This is a genomic window from Nostoc sp. C052, from assembly GCF_013393905.1.
Classification (GTDB): domain Bacteria; phylum Cyanobacteriota; class Cyanobacteriia; order Cyanobacteriales; family Nostocaceae; genus Nostoc.
Genome location: NZ_CP040272.1, coordinates 3,908,712 through 3,927,103, shown reverse-complemented (window position 1 = coordinate 3,927,103; position 18,392 = coordinate 3,908,712). Strand labels below are relative to the sequence as shown.

The 18,392-nt window shown below is 41.8% G+C and carries 16 protein-coding genes; 7 read left to right on the top strand and 9 right to left on the bottom strand.

Annotated elements, in window-relative coordinates; translation table 11 throughout:
* The first annotated feature begins 216 nt into the window (after positions 1 to 216).
* The 3 genes from FD723_RS16130 to FD723_RS16120 all read left to right on the top strand — a co-directional run bounded on the left by FD723_RS16130 (position 217) and on the right by FD723_RS16120 (position 1,918).
* Positions 217 to 528 carry an RNA-binding protein gene (locus tag FD723_RS16130; protein WP_179066218.1) on the top strand — a complete coding sequence of 104 codons (312 nt, stop codon included), beginning with the start codon at positions 217 to 219 and terminating at the stop codon, positions 526 to 528.
* 124 nt (positions 529 to 652) lie between these two features.
* Positions 653 to 847, top strand: coding sequence for a 30S ribosomal protein S21 (rpsU, locus tag FD723_RS16125; RefSeq protein WP_179066217.1), 195 nt, complete (start codon positions 653 to 655; stop codon positions 845 to 847).
* Between the two features lie 351 nt (positions 848 to 1,198).
* Positions 1,199 to 1,918 carry a hypothetical protein gene (locus tag FD723_RS16120; protein WP_179066216.1) on the top strand — a complete coding sequence of 240 codons (720 nt, stop codon included), beginning with the start codon at positions 1,199 to 1,201 and terminating at the stop codon, positions 1,916 to 1,918.
* 51 nt (positions 1,919 to 1,969) lie between these two features.
* Here FD723_RS16120 and FD723_RS16115 read toward each other — a convergent pair whose 3' ends face one another.
* From FD723_RS16115 to murG, 5 genes are all read right to left on the bottom strand, one after another.
* On the bottom strand, positions 1,970 to 2,857 hold the full coding sequence (locus tag FD723_RS16115; protein ID WP_179066215.1) for a hypothetical protein: 888 nt from the start codon (positions 2,855 to 2,857) through the stop codon (positions 1,970 to 1,972).
* Positions 2,858 to 2,906: 49 nt separating this feature from the next.
* Entirely contained in the window at positions 2,907 to 3,416 is a 510-nt protein-coding gene (locus tag FD723_RS16110) for a hypothetical protein (RefSeq protein WP_179066214.1), read from the bottom strand.
* A gap of 227 nt (positions 3,417 to 3,643) precedes the next feature.
* Entirely contained in the window at positions 3,644 to 4,726 is a 1,083-nt protein-coding gene (psbA, locus tag FD723_RS16105) for a photosystem II q(b) protein (RefSeq protein ID WP_179063885.1), read from the bottom strand.
* A gap of 684 nt (positions 4,727 to 5,410) precedes the next feature.
* The gene (locus FD723_RS16100; RefSeq protein ID WP_179066213.1) at positions 5,411 to 6,751 is read right to left on the bottom strand and encodes a hypothetical protein; all 1,341 of its coding nucleotides are present in this window, start codon (positions 6,749 to 6,751) and stop codon (positions 5,411 to 5,413) included.
* 46 nt (positions 6,752 to 6,797) lie between these two features.
* Complete coding sequence (gene murG / locus FD723_RS16095; RefSeq protein ID WP_179066212.1) at positions 6,798 to 7,871, bottom strand: undecaprenyldiphospho-muramoylpentapeptide beta-N-acetylglucosaminyltransferase; 1,074 nt, start codon at positions 7,869 to 7,871, stop codon at positions 6,798 to 6,800.
* Positions 7,872 to 7,955: 84 nt separating this feature from the next.
* Here murG and FD723_RS16090 point away from each other — a divergent pair, with 84 nt between their 5' ends.
* A complete protein-coding gene (locus FD723_RS16090; RefSeq protein ID WP_179066211.1) occupies positions 7,956 to 8,795 on the top strand; it encodes a nuclear transport factor 2 family protein in 840 nt (279 codons plus the stop codon).
* 163 nt (positions 8,796 to 8,958) lie between these two features.
* Entirely contained in the window at positions 8,959 to 9,738 is a 780-nt protein-coding gene (locus tag FD723_RS16085; protein ID WP_179066210.1) for an SDR family oxidoreductase, read from the top strand.
* 323 nt (positions 9,739 to 10,061) lie between these two features.
* On the opposite strand, the gene FD723_RS16080 is transcribed toward FD723_RS16085, so the two are convergent.
* The 3 genes from FD723_RS16080 to FD723_RS16070 all read right to left on the bottom strand — a co-directional run bounded on the left by FD723_RS16080 (position 10,062) and on the right by FD723_RS16070 (position 13,025).
* Entirely contained in the window at positions 10,062 to 11,084 is a 1,023-nt protein-coding gene (locus FD723_RS16080) for a tetratricopeptide repeat protein (RefSeq protein ID WP_179066209.1), read from the bottom strand.
* Positions 11,085 to 11,345: 261 nt separating this feature from the next.
* Positions 11,346 to 11,876, bottom strand: a complete 531-nt coding sequence (locus tag FD723_RS16075) for a GNAT family N-acetyltransferase (RefSeq protein WP_256874837.1) — start codon at positions 11,874 to 11,876, stop codon at positions 11,346 to 11,348.
* 135 nt (positions 11,877 to 12,011) lie between these two features.
* The gene (locus tag FD723_RS16070) at positions 12,012 to 13,025 is read right to left on the bottom strand and encodes an Npun_R2821/Npun_R2822 family protein (protein ID WP_179066208.1); all 1,014 of its coding nucleotides are present in this window, start codon (positions 13,023 to 13,025) and stop codon (positions 12,012 to 12,014) included.
* 554 nt (positions 13,026 to 13,579) lie between these two features.
* Here FD723_RS16070 and FD723_RS16065 point away from each other — a divergent pair.
* On the top strand, positions 13,580 to 15,460 hold the full coding sequence (locus FD723_RS16065; RefSeq protein WP_179066207.1) for an ABC transporter ATP-binding protein: 1,881 nt from the start codon (positions 13,580 to 13,582) through the stop codon (positions 15,458 to 15,460).
* Positions 15,423 to 15,578, top strand: coding sequence for a hypothetical protein (locus FD723_RS16060; RefSeq protein ID WP_179066206.1), 156 nt, complete (start codon positions 15,423 to 15,425; stop codon positions 15,576 to 15,578). The genes FD723_RS16065 and FD723_RS16060 overlap by 38 nt, the downstream gene beginning before the upstream one ends.
* Before the next feature lie 97 nt (positions 15,579 to 15,675).
* Here FD723_RS16060 and dnaK read toward each other — a convergent pair whose 3' ends face one another.
* Complete coding sequence (gene dnaK / locus FD723_RS16055) at positions 15,676 to 17,580, bottom strand: molecular chaperone DnaK (RefSeq protein WP_179066205.1); 1,905 nt, start codon at positions 17,578 to 17,580, stop codon at positions 15,676 to 15,678.
* Positions 17,581 to 18,392 lie beyond the last annotated feature (812 nt).

The following is an 18,392-nucleotide window of genomic DNA, read 5'->3' as shown; positions in this document are numbered from 1 at the left end:
AGTACAAGCAACAAAAGCCTGTCATTGGTGGGTTTACGAACCTGTACTAAAGGTTCTATTCGTCAATAAAATTCACGATCGGACGATATTCAAAGGCTAGAGGCTGTGCTACACTCATGGACATAAAGATTATTTTCGGTTGAGTAACTAGTTTTGATTTCTAAAAACCGTCTCTCCGAATTTAACTCTCTACACTCCCTGAATTCGGAGATTTCTATGTCAATTTACGTCGGAAACCTGTCCTATCAGGTTACAGAAGAGGACCTTAAGCTGGCTTTTGCAGAATACGGAAAAGTAAGTCGTGTTCAACTACCCACAGATCGGGAAACAGGCCGGCCGCGTGGGTTCGCTTTTGTAGAAATGGAATCAGACACCCAAGAACAAGCTGCTATTGATGCACTTGATGGTGCTGAATGGATGGGACGTGATTTGAAAGTCAACAAAGCTAAACCTCGTGAGGAAAGAAGCAGCTCTCCTCGTGGTAACTGGGGTGGCGGTAACGCTCGCCGCAACAATAATCGCTACTAAAGTCGGTTCCTGAAAATTTCACATTTAGAGTCTTCCAGCAGATAAAGCCAAAGGCTCATTCTGCTGGAATATTTGATTTTGTATCTAGTCTTAAACTATTCATCCACATTCAGGAGGAATGAGAATGACACAAGTAGTTTTAGGGGAGAATGAAGGTATTGAATCAGCCTTGAGAAGATTTAAACGGGAAGTTTCTAAAGCAGGAATTTTCCAAGATATGAGAAAAAAGCGTCATTTCGAGACGCCCATAGAAAAAGAAAAGCGTAAAGCAATTGCTAGGCACAAACAACGTCGTACACTACGTTCTCGCTTCAATTAAAAAGTCTAAGCAAGCTTGCCCTTCGATTTGAAATTTAGCCAGCATCTTTTCATCGTTGCCATACTTCCGGCAAAGTACAAGCAAGTAATTAGGCATAAATCGATAAACAACACTGTTCATAGTAGCGCTGTATTTGCTTTCAGCGCTCCTAACGTCGCTCTAAGCGAAGCCATGCCGTTCGCGTAGCGTCTCATAGAGAAGGCTTTACGCTGCGCTAACAGCAGTCGCTCATGGGGGAAACCCCCAACCGCGCTGCTTCACCGCTTTGCGTCTACGTTAAAAAAATTCTATACCCATGAAGTATTGTAGATATCGTTAGTCTGCAATCTTTGGCTCTGGATTTTCAAAAAAATGTTACGACTTTATCATTTATTACTAGGTTCTATTTTGCTGGTGTCAATACCACTGGGAGCAAAATTTGTTCTCCCTCAATTTTCTTCACCTAAAGCGGTAAAACCTCTTACCGTTGCAAAACTTTCCAATCCTAATGAGGGAAATATCTGGCAGAAAATCTTAGTAAATGCTGCTGCTCCAACTAACTGGCAAGTTGCTCCTTGTGAGGGAAATGCACCCTTGCTGTGTATCTCCTCTGGCGGGAAACGTTTGGGTACAGTTGAGATTAACGTTTACCCACTAGCCAACAATGAGGATTTCCGAAAGAAACTTGTAGCAGCTGGCATTCCAACTGGTTCTCAAGTTGACTACCAAAGTTCCAAATACCAAACCCAGGTATTAGCAGCACTCCAAGCTTGGGTTGCAGATCACTACGCCGCCTTTGCAAAAGATCGTCAGGGTAAATATGGAAAAGAGATTACCTTCTCAACCTATCCACCCCAACCAGTACCTATTGGCAAGCTTCAGGGAATCCGCTATGGGTTCGCTGGAATTAAGCAACAAGGAGGAGTACAAGAGCAACATATCGGTCATGTTGCCTTTGACGGGACTAAACTTTACGTAATTACTACTGCATTTGACACAGATACGCAAACAGGTAAGTTTGAGAAACTCGAAAACTTGGCTATTTTTCAACCTTACTTGTATGCGATCGCCGCAGATTTACGTTTACCTTAATAGGGATTGGGGATTGGGTAAAATTTTCTTCTTCCCCAGTCCCCAGTCCACCTAAATCTCAGCTACCGCCCGTTCAATTAAGCGATGCGCTAAAGTTTGCGTACCGGTGTGTTCATAATAATTTGTTGATACATCCAGGAACGCCGCTAAGTAATCTAACTTGTCATCAGCAATATCGACAAAACCTTGCAAATTGTGGACAACCTTTTGTGGCGTTAAATTATTGGCGGAGACTAACCCACTCATCCAACCTTTAACTGAGTCAAAGCTTTCGCCGATAAAGTTGAGTTTACTACCAGCATTGTTTCCTGGAATCACATCTTTGATGCTTTGGAAAGTCGAGTTTTGCTCTAACTCTTGGGGATTTGTTTGATTAAGTCCAGATATCGCCTTACTGATGAAGTCTGGGCCCAGAGGTATCAAACCATCAACGCAAACTAATGCCACCATGCGGATAAGTGACTCACCACTATATTCTCCTAAAGAGGCGACAAAATCCCCAATACTATCTCCAGGAATGCCGTTAATTTGACAGAAGGCTACCAACTCAGCCACTAATTTTAAAGTCAAATCAATGGTTTGGGCTTTATCAGGTTTAGGAGTAACAGAATTTAAAAAACCCAACAGAGGAATTTTCTCGCCAACTTTGTTAGCTAAGGCTGCTGCGCCCAGAGCTTTATCTGTAGAATCAACAGTTTGATATAACCACAAAGCTGTTTGGTATCCTTGAGATTTGTCATTGAATAGATAAATCGCTCGTTCGCCAATTTGCTGAATTAAATCTTCGTCGTCTTCGCCAGTAACACTCTTAATAGTGTTGACAAAACCAACTGTATTTCGCCACTCTCCAGGAGCAACAAAATCTAGGGACTTTAACATAGAAACAGTCAAGCCACCAGTTGGCAATTGATCAACTAAATCAACAATCGATTTACTCACAAAAATCTCCTTATTTAGGGTTTATTATCTTTAATGTCAGTAATTTGGCTCATTTCAGGTTAGCCAGACCATTAAGATTAAACTTCTCTAACCAATCTGCGCGATCGCTAGCTTTAAATGACGAGTCACGAGAAAGTGCTTTTACTTGGTACTTACCTACCAAAATTGCTGTTTGCGTTTTACCAACTTCTATTGCCGGATAACCACCAATTTTTTTGGTACTCTTGGAGAACTTTGCTGCTGCGCTAGGTGTGCTTGTAGTATCAGAAATAGACAGTAGCGCTAGTTCTTTACCACCTTTTTTCAACTTCGCTTCCGAAAAACCTTTTTTCTCTTGGGTATAGACGCGCTGGTAGCCATCACCTGAATCAGGGAAAAATTTATTAAATTCGCTACCCTGAGTTGCGTTCTTAGCAACTGCAAGACCCTTTTTTTGTTGAGTACTTTCTTTTTGCACCTGGTCAAAACGTCCAGGTGTCTTTGGAGTACAGGCCGTTGTCAGTATCATTACCGACAGCAACAAAGCGGCTACTACCCTACGCCCACGGTGTAAAATCATTCTTGGCTTCTCCTTATAGTTGAGCTTTGAGGCAATTATCTGCGCTGCTAGCAATTATTACCCGTAAAATTTACTTTTTGATAATTATTGCCTAAGTTCTCAACTATAGCGGTTTAATTTTGCACTTCAAAAAAGTGTCCAGTGTCAGACTTAACGTCGCAATTAACCCAATGCAAAAGCGCCCTCCTTTTCAGGAGAGCGCTTTTTAATTTAGCGAAGCTTTAAAATTAACCGTTGATAGCAGGAGCGGTTAAAGCTACAGGAGCAACATCACCAGCAGCCAAATCTAGAGGGAAGTTGTGAGCGTTACGCTCGTGCATTACTTCCATACCCAGGTTAGCGCGGTTGATTACATCCGCCCAAGTTGCAATCACACGACCTTCAGAGTCAATGATTGATTGGTTGAAGTTGAAACCGTTCAAGTTGAACGCCATTGTGCTGACACCCAAGGCGGTGAACCAGATGCCGATTACAGGCCATGCTGCTAAGAAGAAGTGCAGTGAACGGCTGTTGTTGAATGAAGCGTATTGGAAGATTAGACGACCGAAGTAGCCGTGGGCTGCAACGATGTTGTAGGTTTCTTCTTCTTGACCGAATTTGTAACCGTAGTTTTGTGATTCAGTCTCAGTTGTTTCACGAACCAAGGAAGAAGTTACCAAAGAACCGTGCATTGCACTGAACAAACTTCCGCCGAATACACCAGCTACACCTAGTTGGTGGAAGGGGTGCATCAAGATGTTGTGTTCTGCTTGGAACACGATCATGAAGTTGAAGGTTCCAGAAATACCCAAGGGCATACCGTCAGAGAATGAACCTTGTCCGATGGGGTATACCAAGAAGACTGCGCTGGCTGCTGCTACTGGAGCAGAATAAGCGATCGCAATCCAAGGACGCATACCTAAGCGGTAGGATAGTTCCCATTCACGACCCATGTAGCAGAATATGCCGATCAGGAAGTGGAAGATTACCAATTGGTAAGGACCGCCGTTGTACAACCACTCATCTAAGGAAGCTGCTTCCCAAATTGGGTAGAAGTGCAAGCCGATAGCGTTGGAGGAAGGTACTACTGCACCAGAGATGATGTTGTTTCCGTAAATTAAGGAACCTGCTACTGGTTCACGGATACCATCGATGTCTACTGGAGGTGCGGCGATGAAGGCGATTACGAAGCAAGCGGTTGCTGCTAGCAGGGTGGGGATCATGACTACGCCGAACCAACCGATGTAGATCCGGTTGTTGGTGCTGGTGATCCATTCGCAGAATCGATCCCATACGTTGGCGCTTTCGCGACGTTGTAAGGTTGTTGTCATTGTTTTATGATTGCGGTTGTTTATGAATCAGGCGGTAAAGTCTTTGCCTGTGGAACTACTTTACACTGCTTTACAATTTTTAATCAACTTTTGTTACTTCAGTAAACCTGATACAAGTTATTAGTTTTGCTTATCAAGCAGAATTCAGGAGTCAGAATTCAGGCGTAGCCCATTCTGACTTCTGAACTCTTCTTCAATAAGATAGTCATGGTTTCATGTTTGCGGGTGTTCAGGGAGTATCCCAAATGTGCTTATAAAGCAATACGGTTCAGTTAAGGCTAAAACTCTTTGTCAAAGTCAACTTTTTTAACGTAGACGCGGAGCGGCTTGCCGCAGGCTACCGCAGAGGTGCAAAGGAAACAGAGAGAAGAGAAAAAATGCTTAACCCAAGCGTATTGCCTTATAAAGAAGAGGGAAGCTAGAGACAGGATTAAAATTTTGTATCTTAAATTTTGTATCTTAATTTAATTCACGTTCCTAAAAGAGTATAAGCCCTATTGGTTACAATTACGAATTACTTTGATCTGGGCTGAGATTTTTTTGACATCTAAATGCATTAAGTAGGTAGGCATAAATTAACCTAACTATGTAACCAAATGTAAAATCGTCAAAGTCCTTGTGATTGCTTCGTTACACTCTGTTTCACTCGCAATGACATACTTGTAAATTTTCCCACCTACCTACTTACTTTTTTATTAAAAAATATGCTGTCGCATAGTCTGGCAATTGTGTGATATTCTGCCCAAATTCTTTTTTATTCTGAAAAATACCTGCCAAAAAGTCGAGTTGATAAAGATTGGGTAAAAAGGCTCCGCCTGTATCAGCAATAACTCCCATTTGCAGACGTTTGCGACCACCTTGAGTATGCTCAATCACAATCACTTTACCTAAACCAATATTCAAAACATCTCCAGCAAAAGTGACTCCAGGTTTGATAGAAATTTTTGCATCTATTTTGTATCCATAACCTTTAATAGCATCAACTTCTCTAAAATACCAATAACGCTTTTGTGCTGTTGCCTTTAAACCGCGAATATAAGACATTCCATTATTTCTGTCTACATTAAAAAAAGCTTTATAACCATCTGTAAAATTAACCAGAATTGTTCCTTCCATAATTGCTTCTTCTAAGCCATTTCTGGTTAGGTAAGCAAGAGTTGTAATTTTGCCAAATTCTCTACCGCCTGGTTCATAAATACCAGATAAAACATCCTGTTTTGTGTATCGAGTGTAGAACTTATCGTTATTAGAGGTTTCTTTTAAGCTATAAATAGGTGTATTAAAAGTAGAGGTTTTTTTACGAGAACCAGGATGAGTAAAGACAGCATATTTGGTAATTCTTAATTGTTTTTGCTGTTTACTATTTGGGTTATAGGCAGACCATTTAATGACTCGAAAATTGGTATTAATAAATTTAGGGTCTTGTAAACGAGTAGCTCGATTATTAGCAATATCCTCTTTCAAGACAGCTATCATGAAATCCAAAGTTTTGAGGACATCTGGTACAGTAACTCCTTGAGTGGCAAGTATTCCTGCACGTAGAATATCTGGGTCTTCTGAAGCATAGTCTTGAAAATATTTTCTAGTATTAACGAGAACGGTTAATAAATCTCCTTGATTGAATTTAACCTGACTACTTGGTAATTTCCCTGGAGTAAGAACTTGGCTGCCATTAATGCTAAATTTATATTTTTTAAATTCATCTACAACTGGATAGGGTGAAGATGCTGCTAATAAATTTTGTCGAGATGAAAAAAAGTTTTGCTTCCCGATAAGTTCATCAGATATTTGTTGAGTTAAAAAAGGATTTTGAAGCTTTGAGGTAAGTGGATCAGCAATTTGATTAGAAGTGAAAGAAATCTGTGATTGAAATGGGGCAAAATTATCTTTTGTAGAAGACTGATCTGGTTCAGCTAGCTGTTGAGTTTTTGACTGAGTATATAGATGGCTACTGGCTAAACTAACAAGTAACAAACCAACAAAACCGACCGTGAGGCAGAATTTTTGCTTAAATAAGATATTCATAAATTGGAAAATAAATTCCTACTTCAATATGTGAATTTTGAATTGTTTAAGTTTCTACTACCTCACGCACTAACTGCGCCAACTTTTCGGCACTATCAGGAACAGCGATCGCTTTTGCTTTTTCCCCCATCTTTGCTAACTCTTGCGGTGACTGCAATAAGTTCAACACATTACTTTGCAATGCTTCTGCCGTCAACTCCGATTGCTTCAAAGTTAACGCTGCACCCGCTTTGGTAAATACGTCTGCATTGTAAGATTGATGGTCTTCGGCGGCAAAGGGGTAAGGAATCAAAATCGCTGGTGTTCCACACACTGCCAATTCTGTCAAGCTACCTGCGCCAGAACGACTAATAGCAAGAGTTGCTCTTTGCAACAAGGCAGCCATATTGTTGTAAAAAGGTAAGGCTATGTACTGTGGATGTTTGAGACTATCTGCTTCTAGATCGCGATCGCCAGTTAAATGTACTACATAAATACCAGCATCAAACCAAGCTTTTGCAGATTCGCGCACTAACTTATTCACGGCAACAGCACCCTGGCTACCACCAAAGACGACAATTAAAGGAACACCATCAGGAATCGCTAAATCAAGTGGTGCATCAATTGCCCCATCCAGAAATTGCGCTCTTACGGGAGTACCAACATAGACATTTTTGGCACGGGGTAAATAGTTAGCAGCAACTTCAAATCCCAAAGCTACCGCACTACACCAAGGGCCAAAAAAGCGAGTTACTTTACCTGGTAAGGCGTTAGATTCGTGAAAAACTACGGGTAAACCAAGGGAACGCGCTGCAATGACGGCTGGCCCGGCAATGTAACCGCCTGTGGTAAACACCCCTTGAAAATTTCCCTGTTTGAGAATTCGTCTGACTTCTAGAATCGAAAGGGCGAGTTTACCCAAAATCCGAATTGAGGAGAGTCCAAACCCTTGCTGAAACCCTTCAACTGCAATAGTATTCAAGGGATACTGTTTGGGGACAAGTTGAGTTTCTAGCCGATCGGGTACTCCCAGCCATTCTATTTGATAATCTGGAAGTTTTTCTGCCAGTGCGATCGCTGGAAACAAATGTCCACCAGTCCCACTGGCAGCTATTAATAATCGTATCGGTGCGTTTGCCATCAAACCTCTACCGTTTAGCGTCTAGCTTAACTAAGATAAAACAATTTGCTTACTTTCTCTAATCAAATCAGTAAATTATTACCAATGACTAACATTTTTACCGCCTTAGTGAGACGCCAACTGAAATTTCCAGCAAATATCTGGCTGGTTTCCTGCCTACTGACTATTGGTTTAACAAGTGGTTGGCAACGCACTCTGGCGACGACACCACAGCAATTAGCCCAAGCAGGTACAGCCCAAAATGCACCAGCCGATCTGAAAAACCTATTGACACAAGTTGATGCAGCTGCCAGTCGGGCCGACGTGAAAGGGGTGTTGCAATTTTACAGCCCCAATTTCACTCATGGGGATGGATTAAACTTCCAAACCCTAGAAAAGTCTTTAACTTCACTTTGGCAACGATATCCGAAATTGCAATATACAACAAAATTGTTATCTTCAAAAGCTGAGGGCAATGGGGTTATTGCCGAAACAGAAACGAAGATAACTGGCTTACCTTCTGGTAGCAATAATAAATTGTCTCTCAATGCCACAATTAAATCACGTCAGCGCATTGAAGGCGGGAAAATAGTTCGTCAAGACGTTTTGTCAGAACGCACCCTACTTACCTCTGGTAGCAAGCCGCCCCAAATTGATATTAAGTTACCACAGCAGGTGGTGGTTGGTCAGAAGTATAATTTTGATGCGATCGTCCAAGAACCACTTGGCGATGATTTTTTACTAGGAACGGCGCTAGAAGAAGCCATCCAACCAGAGAAATTTCTCAACCCCACACCTGTGGATTTGGAATTACTAACATCTGGCGGACTGTTTAAAGTAGGACAAGCACCATCTACCCCTGGTAGCCAATGGGTTTCTGCTGTCATTCTGCGGGGTAATGGAATGACGATGGTAACTCAGCGTCTACAAGTGGTGAAAAAGTAGTTAGAAGTTGGGAGTTAGTACGCTAGCGGTAGCGTACTAAAAATCTGGCCAAACCTTCTTGAGGCAGCGAGAAAATAGGGCGATGCTTCAGGAATGATAACCCCCTAAAGTTATGGGGATTATTAATTTTGAATTTTGAATTTTGAATTCGGAGCGAAGCGACGTGACTTCTCTACAAAATCAAATCATTTTGATCACTGGTGCAAGTAGTGGTATCGGTACTGCTTGCGCCAGAATCTTTGCTGGTGCGGGCGCAAAACTTATCTTGGCAGCACGACGGTTAGAACGTTTACAGCAGCTAGCAGATACTCTTAATAAAGATTTTAGTACTGAAACTCATTTATTACAGCTAGATGTGCGCGATCGCAGCGCTGTTGAATCTGCTATTGCTACTCTACCCCCCGCCTGGGCTGACATTGACATTCTCATTAATAATGCTGGTCTAAGTCGCGGTTTAGACAAGTTGCACGAAGCCAGCTTTCAAGACTGGGAAGACATGATTGATACTAACGTTAAAGGTTTACTTTACGTCTCCCGCTATGTTGTTCCGGGAATGGTGAGTCGCGATCGCGGTCATGTGGTAAATTTAGGTTCCATTGCCGGACATCAAACCTATCCCGGTGGCAATGTCTACTGTGCTACTAAAGCTGCTGTCAGAGCAATTTCTGAAGGTTTAAAACAAGACCTGTTGGGAACGCGGGTACGTGTCACTTCCGTTGATCCTGGTATGGTAGAAACGGAATTTAGCGAGGTACGCTTTCACGGAAATACTGAACGCGCCAACAAAGTCTATGAGGGAGTTACACCCCTAACAGCAGATGATATCGCTGATGTGATATTTTTCTGTGTGACGCGATCGCCCCATGTCAATATCAATGAAGTTGTGCTGATGCCTGTTGATCAAGCTAGCGCTACCCTCGTTAACCGCCGAACATCAAAATAACTCATCTACATACCATTTAAAAAATCTCACCTTTTTTAAGTAAATAGACCACGTAGTAGGGGCACAGCAATGCTCATTGATGTCAACTTAAGCTGAAACTTCCTTAAAACCTCGTTTCCAGCCTCCGGCTGGAAATGCAACTCAAAAGCGGCTCTGCCGCGAGTTCGAGAGGCGGAGCCTCAACGACAAGCATTACCAGTCGGAGACTGGGAACGAGGCAAATCTAAAAGCTAGTTCTAGACTTGCTTTCACGTTAAGTTGACACCAATGAGCATTGCTTCGCCCTTATGACAGATGTGGTTCAAATACATGAACCTAATTGGCTAGAGTGAATCTATGAACTGCTGTACTTTTTCTAAAAGTGGCTGATGTTCGATTTGTTCTGCTAACTCTTGGGCATTTTGGAAACACGATCGCGCCATTTTTTTGCGTCTGGTTGTGGCGTAAAGGTTTCCCATATTCAGCAAAGTCGAAATTTCTCCCAGAGCATCGCCCAGTTGTTGATAAATTGCAATGGCTTGTTTGTAAAACTTCATTGCCTGCCGATGGTGTCCCAGAGTAGCGTAGGTAAAACCAATGTTATGAAGGGTTGTGGCCTCACCAGAGCGATCGCTAATTGCCTGACGTGTCAAAAGAACTTGATAGTAGAGTAATAGAGCTTCTTTCGGTTTTCCTAAATCATGATAAACAGAAGCAATATTATTCAAAGTGGTTGCTTCTGCAAGCAAATTCTTCACAGCTCGTTGAATTGGGAGTGCTGCTTGAAAAAATTCTAGAGCTTGCTCAAACTTGCCTAAAACATTGTAGGCAAACCCAATGCCATTTAGGGTTGTTGCTTCACCAGAAAAGTCACCTAGCGATCGCCGCATTGTCAAAATTTGGTGTTGTAACAACAGTGCCCGCTTCGGTTCCCCCAATCGGGTATAAATTAGTGCTACATCATTGAGCGTAGAAACTTCACCTTGAATATCTTGCAATCGCCTGAAGATGAAAAGCGCTCGATCAAAATATGCCAACGCCTGTGAAAATCGTCCTAGACGGCTGTAGGTAGAACCCAAATTGCTAAGTGCAGTTGCCTCTGCGGGAGCGTTGCTAATTTCAACAGCAACCGAAAGCGCCTGATGAAACCGCTCTAATGCTCTTTGAGGTTGCGAGCAACTGAGGTAAGCTAAACCAAGATCGTTCAATGTATAACCTTCCCTAGCTCGGTCTGGAATTGCTCTAGCTAGGTATAAATTCTTGGTTGCTAGATCGAGATACTCTTGAAATTTACCCCGCTGATAGTAGCGGTTTGCTTCATCACGACGTTGTTCCCACTCTTTGACTTGATTTAATGGTTGCGTCATCTGACCTCAGTTGCACTCTGCGATAATTAAGCAGGACATCTCTTGGGAATGAACCCCTCTTAGGTTTCCCAAATTTTAACCTTAATCTTCTATCTTTAGATATAAGACGTAAAGAGATAAGTATGCTATTGTTTCATGTTTACATGGGTATTTATGCAGCAATTAATACAAATACCTTAGTAAGGGCGCATAAAATCTGACCTTTTTCCTGAAAGGAGAGAGGCTTTGAGGAGGGCTGCTTCCCAGAGATTTCCGACTGATTTAAGATTTCAAAATGTAAAGAGAATCATCTGGTTGCCATTCTGTGCGTGAGATAGCGTAGTAAACTACATCATGGCCGTAATAGCTAGCATCTTTTTCGTACTTCATCCCTAGCTTTTGAATCACACGCACTGAAGCGATGTTTTCTGGATGTGCGATCGCAACTATCCGATCTAGCTTCACCTCCCCAAATCCAAACTTTAAAGTTGCTTGTGAGGCTTCAGTCCCCATTCCCATATTCCAATAGGACTTGTCAAACACATAGCCAAGCTCAACTTCTGGTGTATTTTCCAGAAAACTAAGTCCACAACGGCCAATCATTTTACGAGTTTCTTTGTGTATTACTGCCCACATCCCAAAGTTGTGTTGTTGCCACTGTTGGATATGTTTGTTTAAACTTGTCTGGGTTTGTTCCCTTGTTCTTGGTAACAGATACCTCATCACTTCTGCATCGCTGTAGAGGCGAAATAGGTAATCAAAATCATTTAGAGAGAAGTGCCTTAGTTGCAGCCGCGCAGTTTCTATCTCCATAATTGCCCCAATTCAGAATTAAATTTAGAAATTGTCAAGATAATTATCCAATCCCTATTCTGAACTAAGTAGAGCAAAATATAAGCACTAATCAGATTTTTTCAAATCTTCAGTTATTGTCAAATATTCTAAAACTTAAGTAAGAGCTATTTGAAGTTTCTTCACTGCTTTTTGAATTAATCGATTACTTTTGGTAACAATGTTCGGCTGTTTTAACTGTTGCGGTCTTTTCTCCGGTTCCTTAAGAAAACGATAGTATAAAAACTCGTCTCTGTAACAAATATTGACATCTTCGCCTTGACATAAACGGGCAAAATCAGTATAGGAATAGTTCATGTAGTGAATACGATGAATTGGTTTTAATTCATCTTGGTTGTAAAGGATATTATTAATATTTACAAAGGGATCTGAATTAGCACAGTTACCTGTTCTTTCTTGACCGTTTGGACTGAGAGTAAAATTAAATAAGTCAAGATTTGATTTCCATGTCAAATAATTAAATAAATGTGCATCATCCCAACATGCAGTTAGCCATTCAATCTCTCCATCTTCAATCAATAATTTTTTATATAAATCTAAATCTTTTTCTGGAAATAACCCTGATTTAGAACCAAAAAAATCAGAGCAATGAAGTCTAGGACGTATGTCTTTTTCGTAAGCAATCTTGGACTTTTCTAAAAGTGGAATATTCAATGGTACTTTGGTACGTTCTTTAGTGTGTATCCAGTCATCAAATACAAAATCGTATGCATTTAATTTTTCAAAAATATCATCAACCGGCTTCATAAGAAGGCTATCAGCATCACAAAATAAAAACCGATTAAAATGTCCGTTAAAAACACACATTTTTCTTTGCAAGTGACCTGATGACCACCAATTACGTGAGATTTTGGAAGTTCTAGCACCTGGGTGAACTGCCCAAACTTTGTGAGCAAAATCTTCCCAGTACTGTATTGCCTCCCAATTCTCAAAAATGCTGACGTTTTTTCTAGACTTTATTTCTTTTTGAACTAAGTCTAATCTCTCATTATAGGGAATAATACAAACAGGAATATCTGGGCTAACATTAACTTCAATACTATTCAACAATGCCACTAGCTGATCGTAAACGGCATCATTTGCAAGTGTATAAATACCGAAAAGTTCCATAAGAGATATCCTAATTTTTATATTTAGTTTATTTGTAATGCCTCTTGCACGTTCGCCTACGATCGCGCCAGGAAGTTGATAGATAAGAACTCAGCATAACCATTATAAATAGCGTTTTTGGGTAAGTCAACGAATTCAATTTCTGACGGAATTTTCTTAAAAGTGCCCAATTATATAATTAATTTCATCATTATTACTTGATGGGTATTGGTTAAAATTCATGCTAGGCGATCGCGTCGAAAAATCTTAAAAAGAATTTGTAATGATGCTCTCTATGAGACACTGCACGTAGCTTGCTTCTCTGTAAGGGTATGCGGACTCGCTACCGCTGCGCTAACCTAATTCATCATGACGCTCTCTAGGAGATGCTACGCGCAGTATGGAGAAGACAGGAATTAATTTTTGTAACGGGAATCAAGACAAGAGCCACAAAACTTGCCGAGACTCGACTGAGGGTTCGCCAAATGTCTTGTTTGTTGCTCTTGAGCGACAAAATTGGTTAAGACAAATTGTTAGGCGTATTTTTTTGCAAACATTAATATAATGCTCTTACTATGAGCATCTACCAATCTCTCAAAAAATCTTACAGGCAAGACAGACGCCGTGAAAATGACTGGCGGTTGTTTTTGCGTCTAGTACCCTATGCCCGTCGTAGCGGCCGGTTATTGGCGCTGTCGATGTGCCTACTAGTACCGATCGCCCTAGCTAATGCCTTACAACCGTTCTTAATCGGTCAAGTAATTTCCCTGATTCGGCATGAACCAAGCGCTTACGAATTTTTTCGCAATCGTCCCTTCTCACAAGGGTTAAATATCCTAGAGGGATTATTGGTGATTGCGATCGCCATCCAATTAATGTTGACAGGTGTCCAAGGTTATATAGTCCAAAAGCTAGGGCAGCAAATCACCGCAGCAATTCGCCAAGACTTATTCCAGCATGTGACATCTCTAGCAGTACGTTTTTTTGACCGCACGCCCGTAGGTAAATTAATCACCAGAATCACCAGTGATGTGGAAGTGTTAGGTGATGTCTTTTCGACTGGGGCAATTGGCATCGTGTCCAATTTGTTTTTAATGCTGGTAACTTTGAGTTTAATGTTTTCTATCCAGTGGCAACTCGCTTGCTTGCTGCTATTAATACTATTACCAATTAGCTGGTTAATTGTTTACATTCAGAAACAGTACCGCAAAGCCAATTACAAAGGACGGGAAGAACTTTCTATTCTGAATTCGCAGCTACAAGAAAATGTACTTGGCATTAACGTCGTCCAGTTGTTCCGCAGAGAAAAATTTAATGCTGAATTGTTTCGTACTACGAACAAGAACTACACTCAGCAAATGGATAAAACCATTTTTTATGATTCATTTGTTTCCGCAACCTTAGAGTGGATTGGATTAATTGCGATCGCAGGTGTTTTGTGTGTGGGTGGGTGGCTGCTATTGGGAAAAAGTTTGACTTTTGGAACATTATCTACATTTATTTTGTATGCCCAGCGATTATTTGATCCTTTACGGGATTTTGCCGAAAAATTTACAGTAATTCAAGCTGGTTTCACTGCTATTGAACGCGTCAGCGATATCTTAGATGAACCGATAGAAATCCGCGATCGCGCCAACGTTCGTTTTTCAATCTTTGATGCGAAGTTTGGCTACATAGACGAAATCGTGGCAAATCTAGAATCCCCAGACCTCACTTCTCCCCCAGAACTAGGAGAAATTCATTTCGATCACGTCTGGTTTGCTTACAAAAATGATGATTACGTAATTAAAGACTTAGATTTCACCATTCATCCTGGTGAAAAAATTGCATTAGTTGGCCCCACTGGTGCAGGTAAAACTTCGATTATCCGGCTTTTGTGCCGCCTCTACGAACCCACCAAAGGACGCATTCTCATTGATGGCGTAGATATTCGAGAAGTCCCCCAGGCAGAACTGCGGCGTTACATGGCAGTAATTTTACAAGAAGGCTTTTTGTTCGCTGGCGATGTTAAAAGCAATATTTCTTTAGGAGATGGCTACACTATTGAACAGATTCAACAAGCAGCCGAAGAAACTAACATTGCCCAGTTTATAGAAGAACTACCCCAAGGTTATGATACTCAACTTCGAGAGCGAGGCACAAATATTTCTAGTGGTCAAAAGCAACTTTTAGCCTTTGCGCGAGCTGCCATTCGCAATCCCCAAATTTTGGTATTAGATGAAGCTACCGCTAGTTTAGATGTTGGTACAGAAGCTTCAGTTCAAGAGGCATTAAACCAGCTATTGCTCAGACGTACCGCCATTATTATCGCCCACCGCTTGTCTACAATTCGCAATGTAGACCGGATTTTTGTTTTGAAGCGGGGCGAATTAATCGAACAGGGAAGTCACGATCAACTACTGCAACAGCAAGGGCTTTATGCCACCTTACACAATTTGCAGATGTTGGGAAGTTAGGATATTTTCTAATCCCAAGTGGAAAACTGCGATCGCTATCTCTGTGACGACATCTACAAAAAAGAGTGAAAGGCTGTTATTCCTAACCTATTTCTGGAGTGCGATCGCTAGTTTGTAACTAGACTATATACTAATAAAAAATCCCCACCCAGACAAATGCCTGAGTGGGTAGTATGAGGTCGAACAAAACAATCTTCTCAAAAGAAGTCAGGAAATTATTTGCTCTCTGTAAAATCAGCGTCAATCACATCGTCGCCGCCACCAGAGCTAGATGTAGAACCGCTATCTTGAGGTTCCGCACCTGGCGCAGCACCGCCACCAGCTTGTTGATAGATGTTGCTACCAACAGCGAATAGCGCTTGTTGCAATTCTGGGGTCAGCTTCTTGATTTGCTCATCGTCTTCTTTAGCAACTGCTTCCCGCAGTTCTTTCACTAAACCTTCGACTTTAGTTTTATCAGCATCGGGAACTTTATCGCCCAATTCTTGTAACTGCTTTTCAGCTTGGTATGCCAAAGAATCGGCTTGGTTCTTGCGTTCAATCTTCTCACGCCGCTCTTTGTCAGATGAAGCGTTTTGTTCAGCTTCTCTTACCATCCGGTCAACATCATTTTTATCCAGGGTGGAAGCGCCGGTGATGCTGATGGACTGTTCTTTACCAGTGCCTTTGTCTTTAGCGGTGACGTTAAGGATACCGTTAGCATCAATATCGAAGACCACTTCAATTTGAGGGACGCCGCGTGGTGCAGGAGGAATACCATCAAGGCGGAAGGTTCCCAAGCTCTTGTTATCGTTAGAGAATTCGCGTTCACCTTGGAGGACGTGAATTTCTACGTTGGTTTGACCATCCACCGCAGTGGAGAAGACTTCCGATTTCTTGGTAGGAATTGTGGTGTTGCGGGGGATAATTTTGGTCATTACGCCACCCAATGTTTCCACACCCAAAGATAGGGGTGTCACATCTAACAGCAAAATGCCAGTTACATCACCAGCCAGTACCCCGGCTTGAATCGCTGCACCAACTGCTACGACTTCATCAGGGTTAACGCTTTGGTTGGGGTCTTTACCCAATACCTGCTTCACAATCTGGTGGACTGCGGGAATCCGGGTAGAACCACCAACTAACACGACTTCATCAATATCGCCTTTGGTTAACTTGGCATCCCGGAGAGCATTTTCAACAGGAATGCGGCAACGGTCGATTAAGTCAGAGCAAAGTTCTTCAAACTGAGCGCGAGTCAGGGTTGTATCCAGGTGCTTGGGCCCATCCTGGGTAGCGGTGATAAATGGCAAGTTAATTTCTGCTTGAGTAACGCTAGAAAGCTCAATTTTGGCTTTTTCTGCGGCTTCAGTCAGACGTTGTAAAGCTTGTTTATCTTTGCGTAGGTCAATACCTTCAGCTTTTTTGAACTTCTCAGCTAAGAAGTCAACTATTTTTTTATCGAAGTCATCACCACCAAGGTGAGTATCCCCAGATGTAGCTAGTACTTCAAAAACTCCATCTCCTACTTCCAGCACGGATACGTCGAAAGTACCACCACCAAGGTCAAATACGAGAATGGTTTCGTTACTCTTCTTGTCAAATCCATAAGCTAGAGAAGCAGCTGTCGGTTCGTTGATAATCCGCAGAACTTCAATCCCGGCAATTTTACCAGCGTCTTTTGTCGCTTGCCGCTGCGAGTCGTTGAAGTATGCGGGAACAGTAATTACAGCTTGGGTTACAGTTTCACCCAGGTATTTGCTGGCATCTTCAACTAGTTTGCGAAGAACTTTTGCAGAAATTTCTTCAGGAGCAAACGGTTTACCAGCTATCGGACAATCTAATTTGACATTGCCATTGCTGCTGAGGACTTTGTAAGAAACTTCTGTAGCTTCATTACTCACTTCATCGTAGCGGCGTCCGATAAAGCGTTTGACTGAGTAAAACGTATTTTCGGGGTTCATCACCGCTTGACGTTTGGCGATTTGGCCAACCAAGTTGTCGCCATTTTTTGCAAATGCAACTACTGATGGCGTTGTCCGAAAACCTTCAGCATTAGCAATTACTGTGGGTTTACCACCTTCCATCACTGCCACGCAGGAGTTCGTTGTTCCTAAGTCAATTCCAACTACTTTTGCCATTTTAGGTGCTGGCTCCGTATAACTACAAATGAATGAATGAGAATATAAAGCACTAAATTTTGAACCAACAGGGTCAAGAAATCAGCCAGTTCAGCATGAACACCTTTGTTTTGGCTCTTCTGGGGTGAAAACTCCAGACTATGCTGATATATATACTGAAGCTTAGTGGTAGCCAGTCCATGAAGGGTGGTTTCCCGAACCTTGCTTGGGACGGTTAAACTAACTAAATTGTGTTTTTAGTTGGTTCATGGATTAATTTGTCTTCACTCTGTCTAATGTAGAAGAATTAATACTTTCAGTAATTAGGGTGAACCGTAACGTCCGAGTGGTGTTTGCCGTCTTTAGAGGTAACAAACTACAGAAGCACTGAGAATATAAGGATGAAAAAGTGCGTATGTGTAGCTCAACCCAAGCATCGTTTCCGTAATTCACCATAAAACAGAGGCGCAAAATTACTCTTTGCGCCTCTGTTTTGGAAAGTTCTGTTCTCTCTTGGCGTTAGCAAAAACAGACGCTTGCCAAATTGCTAGTTCTGTGCTATTTAAAGAAACCAACACCCAGACTTTTCGCTGCGTTTGTGTGTGAGATGTTCCCTACTTACCAAAAAGGGGAAAAGGGGAATGGGTTTGCGGGGAAAGGAAAGGATAAAGAACTTTTCCCCACAAGGTATAAAGAAAGCCCCTATTTAAAAATAGGTCGAATAAAAAAAGAAGATTTTTAAGACACGTAGTGCGTTCGCCCTTGGCGTCTCGTAGAGAGAAAAATCAGTGCGGAGCCGGAGCCGCTCCGCCTCTGGTCCATATTTGAAACAA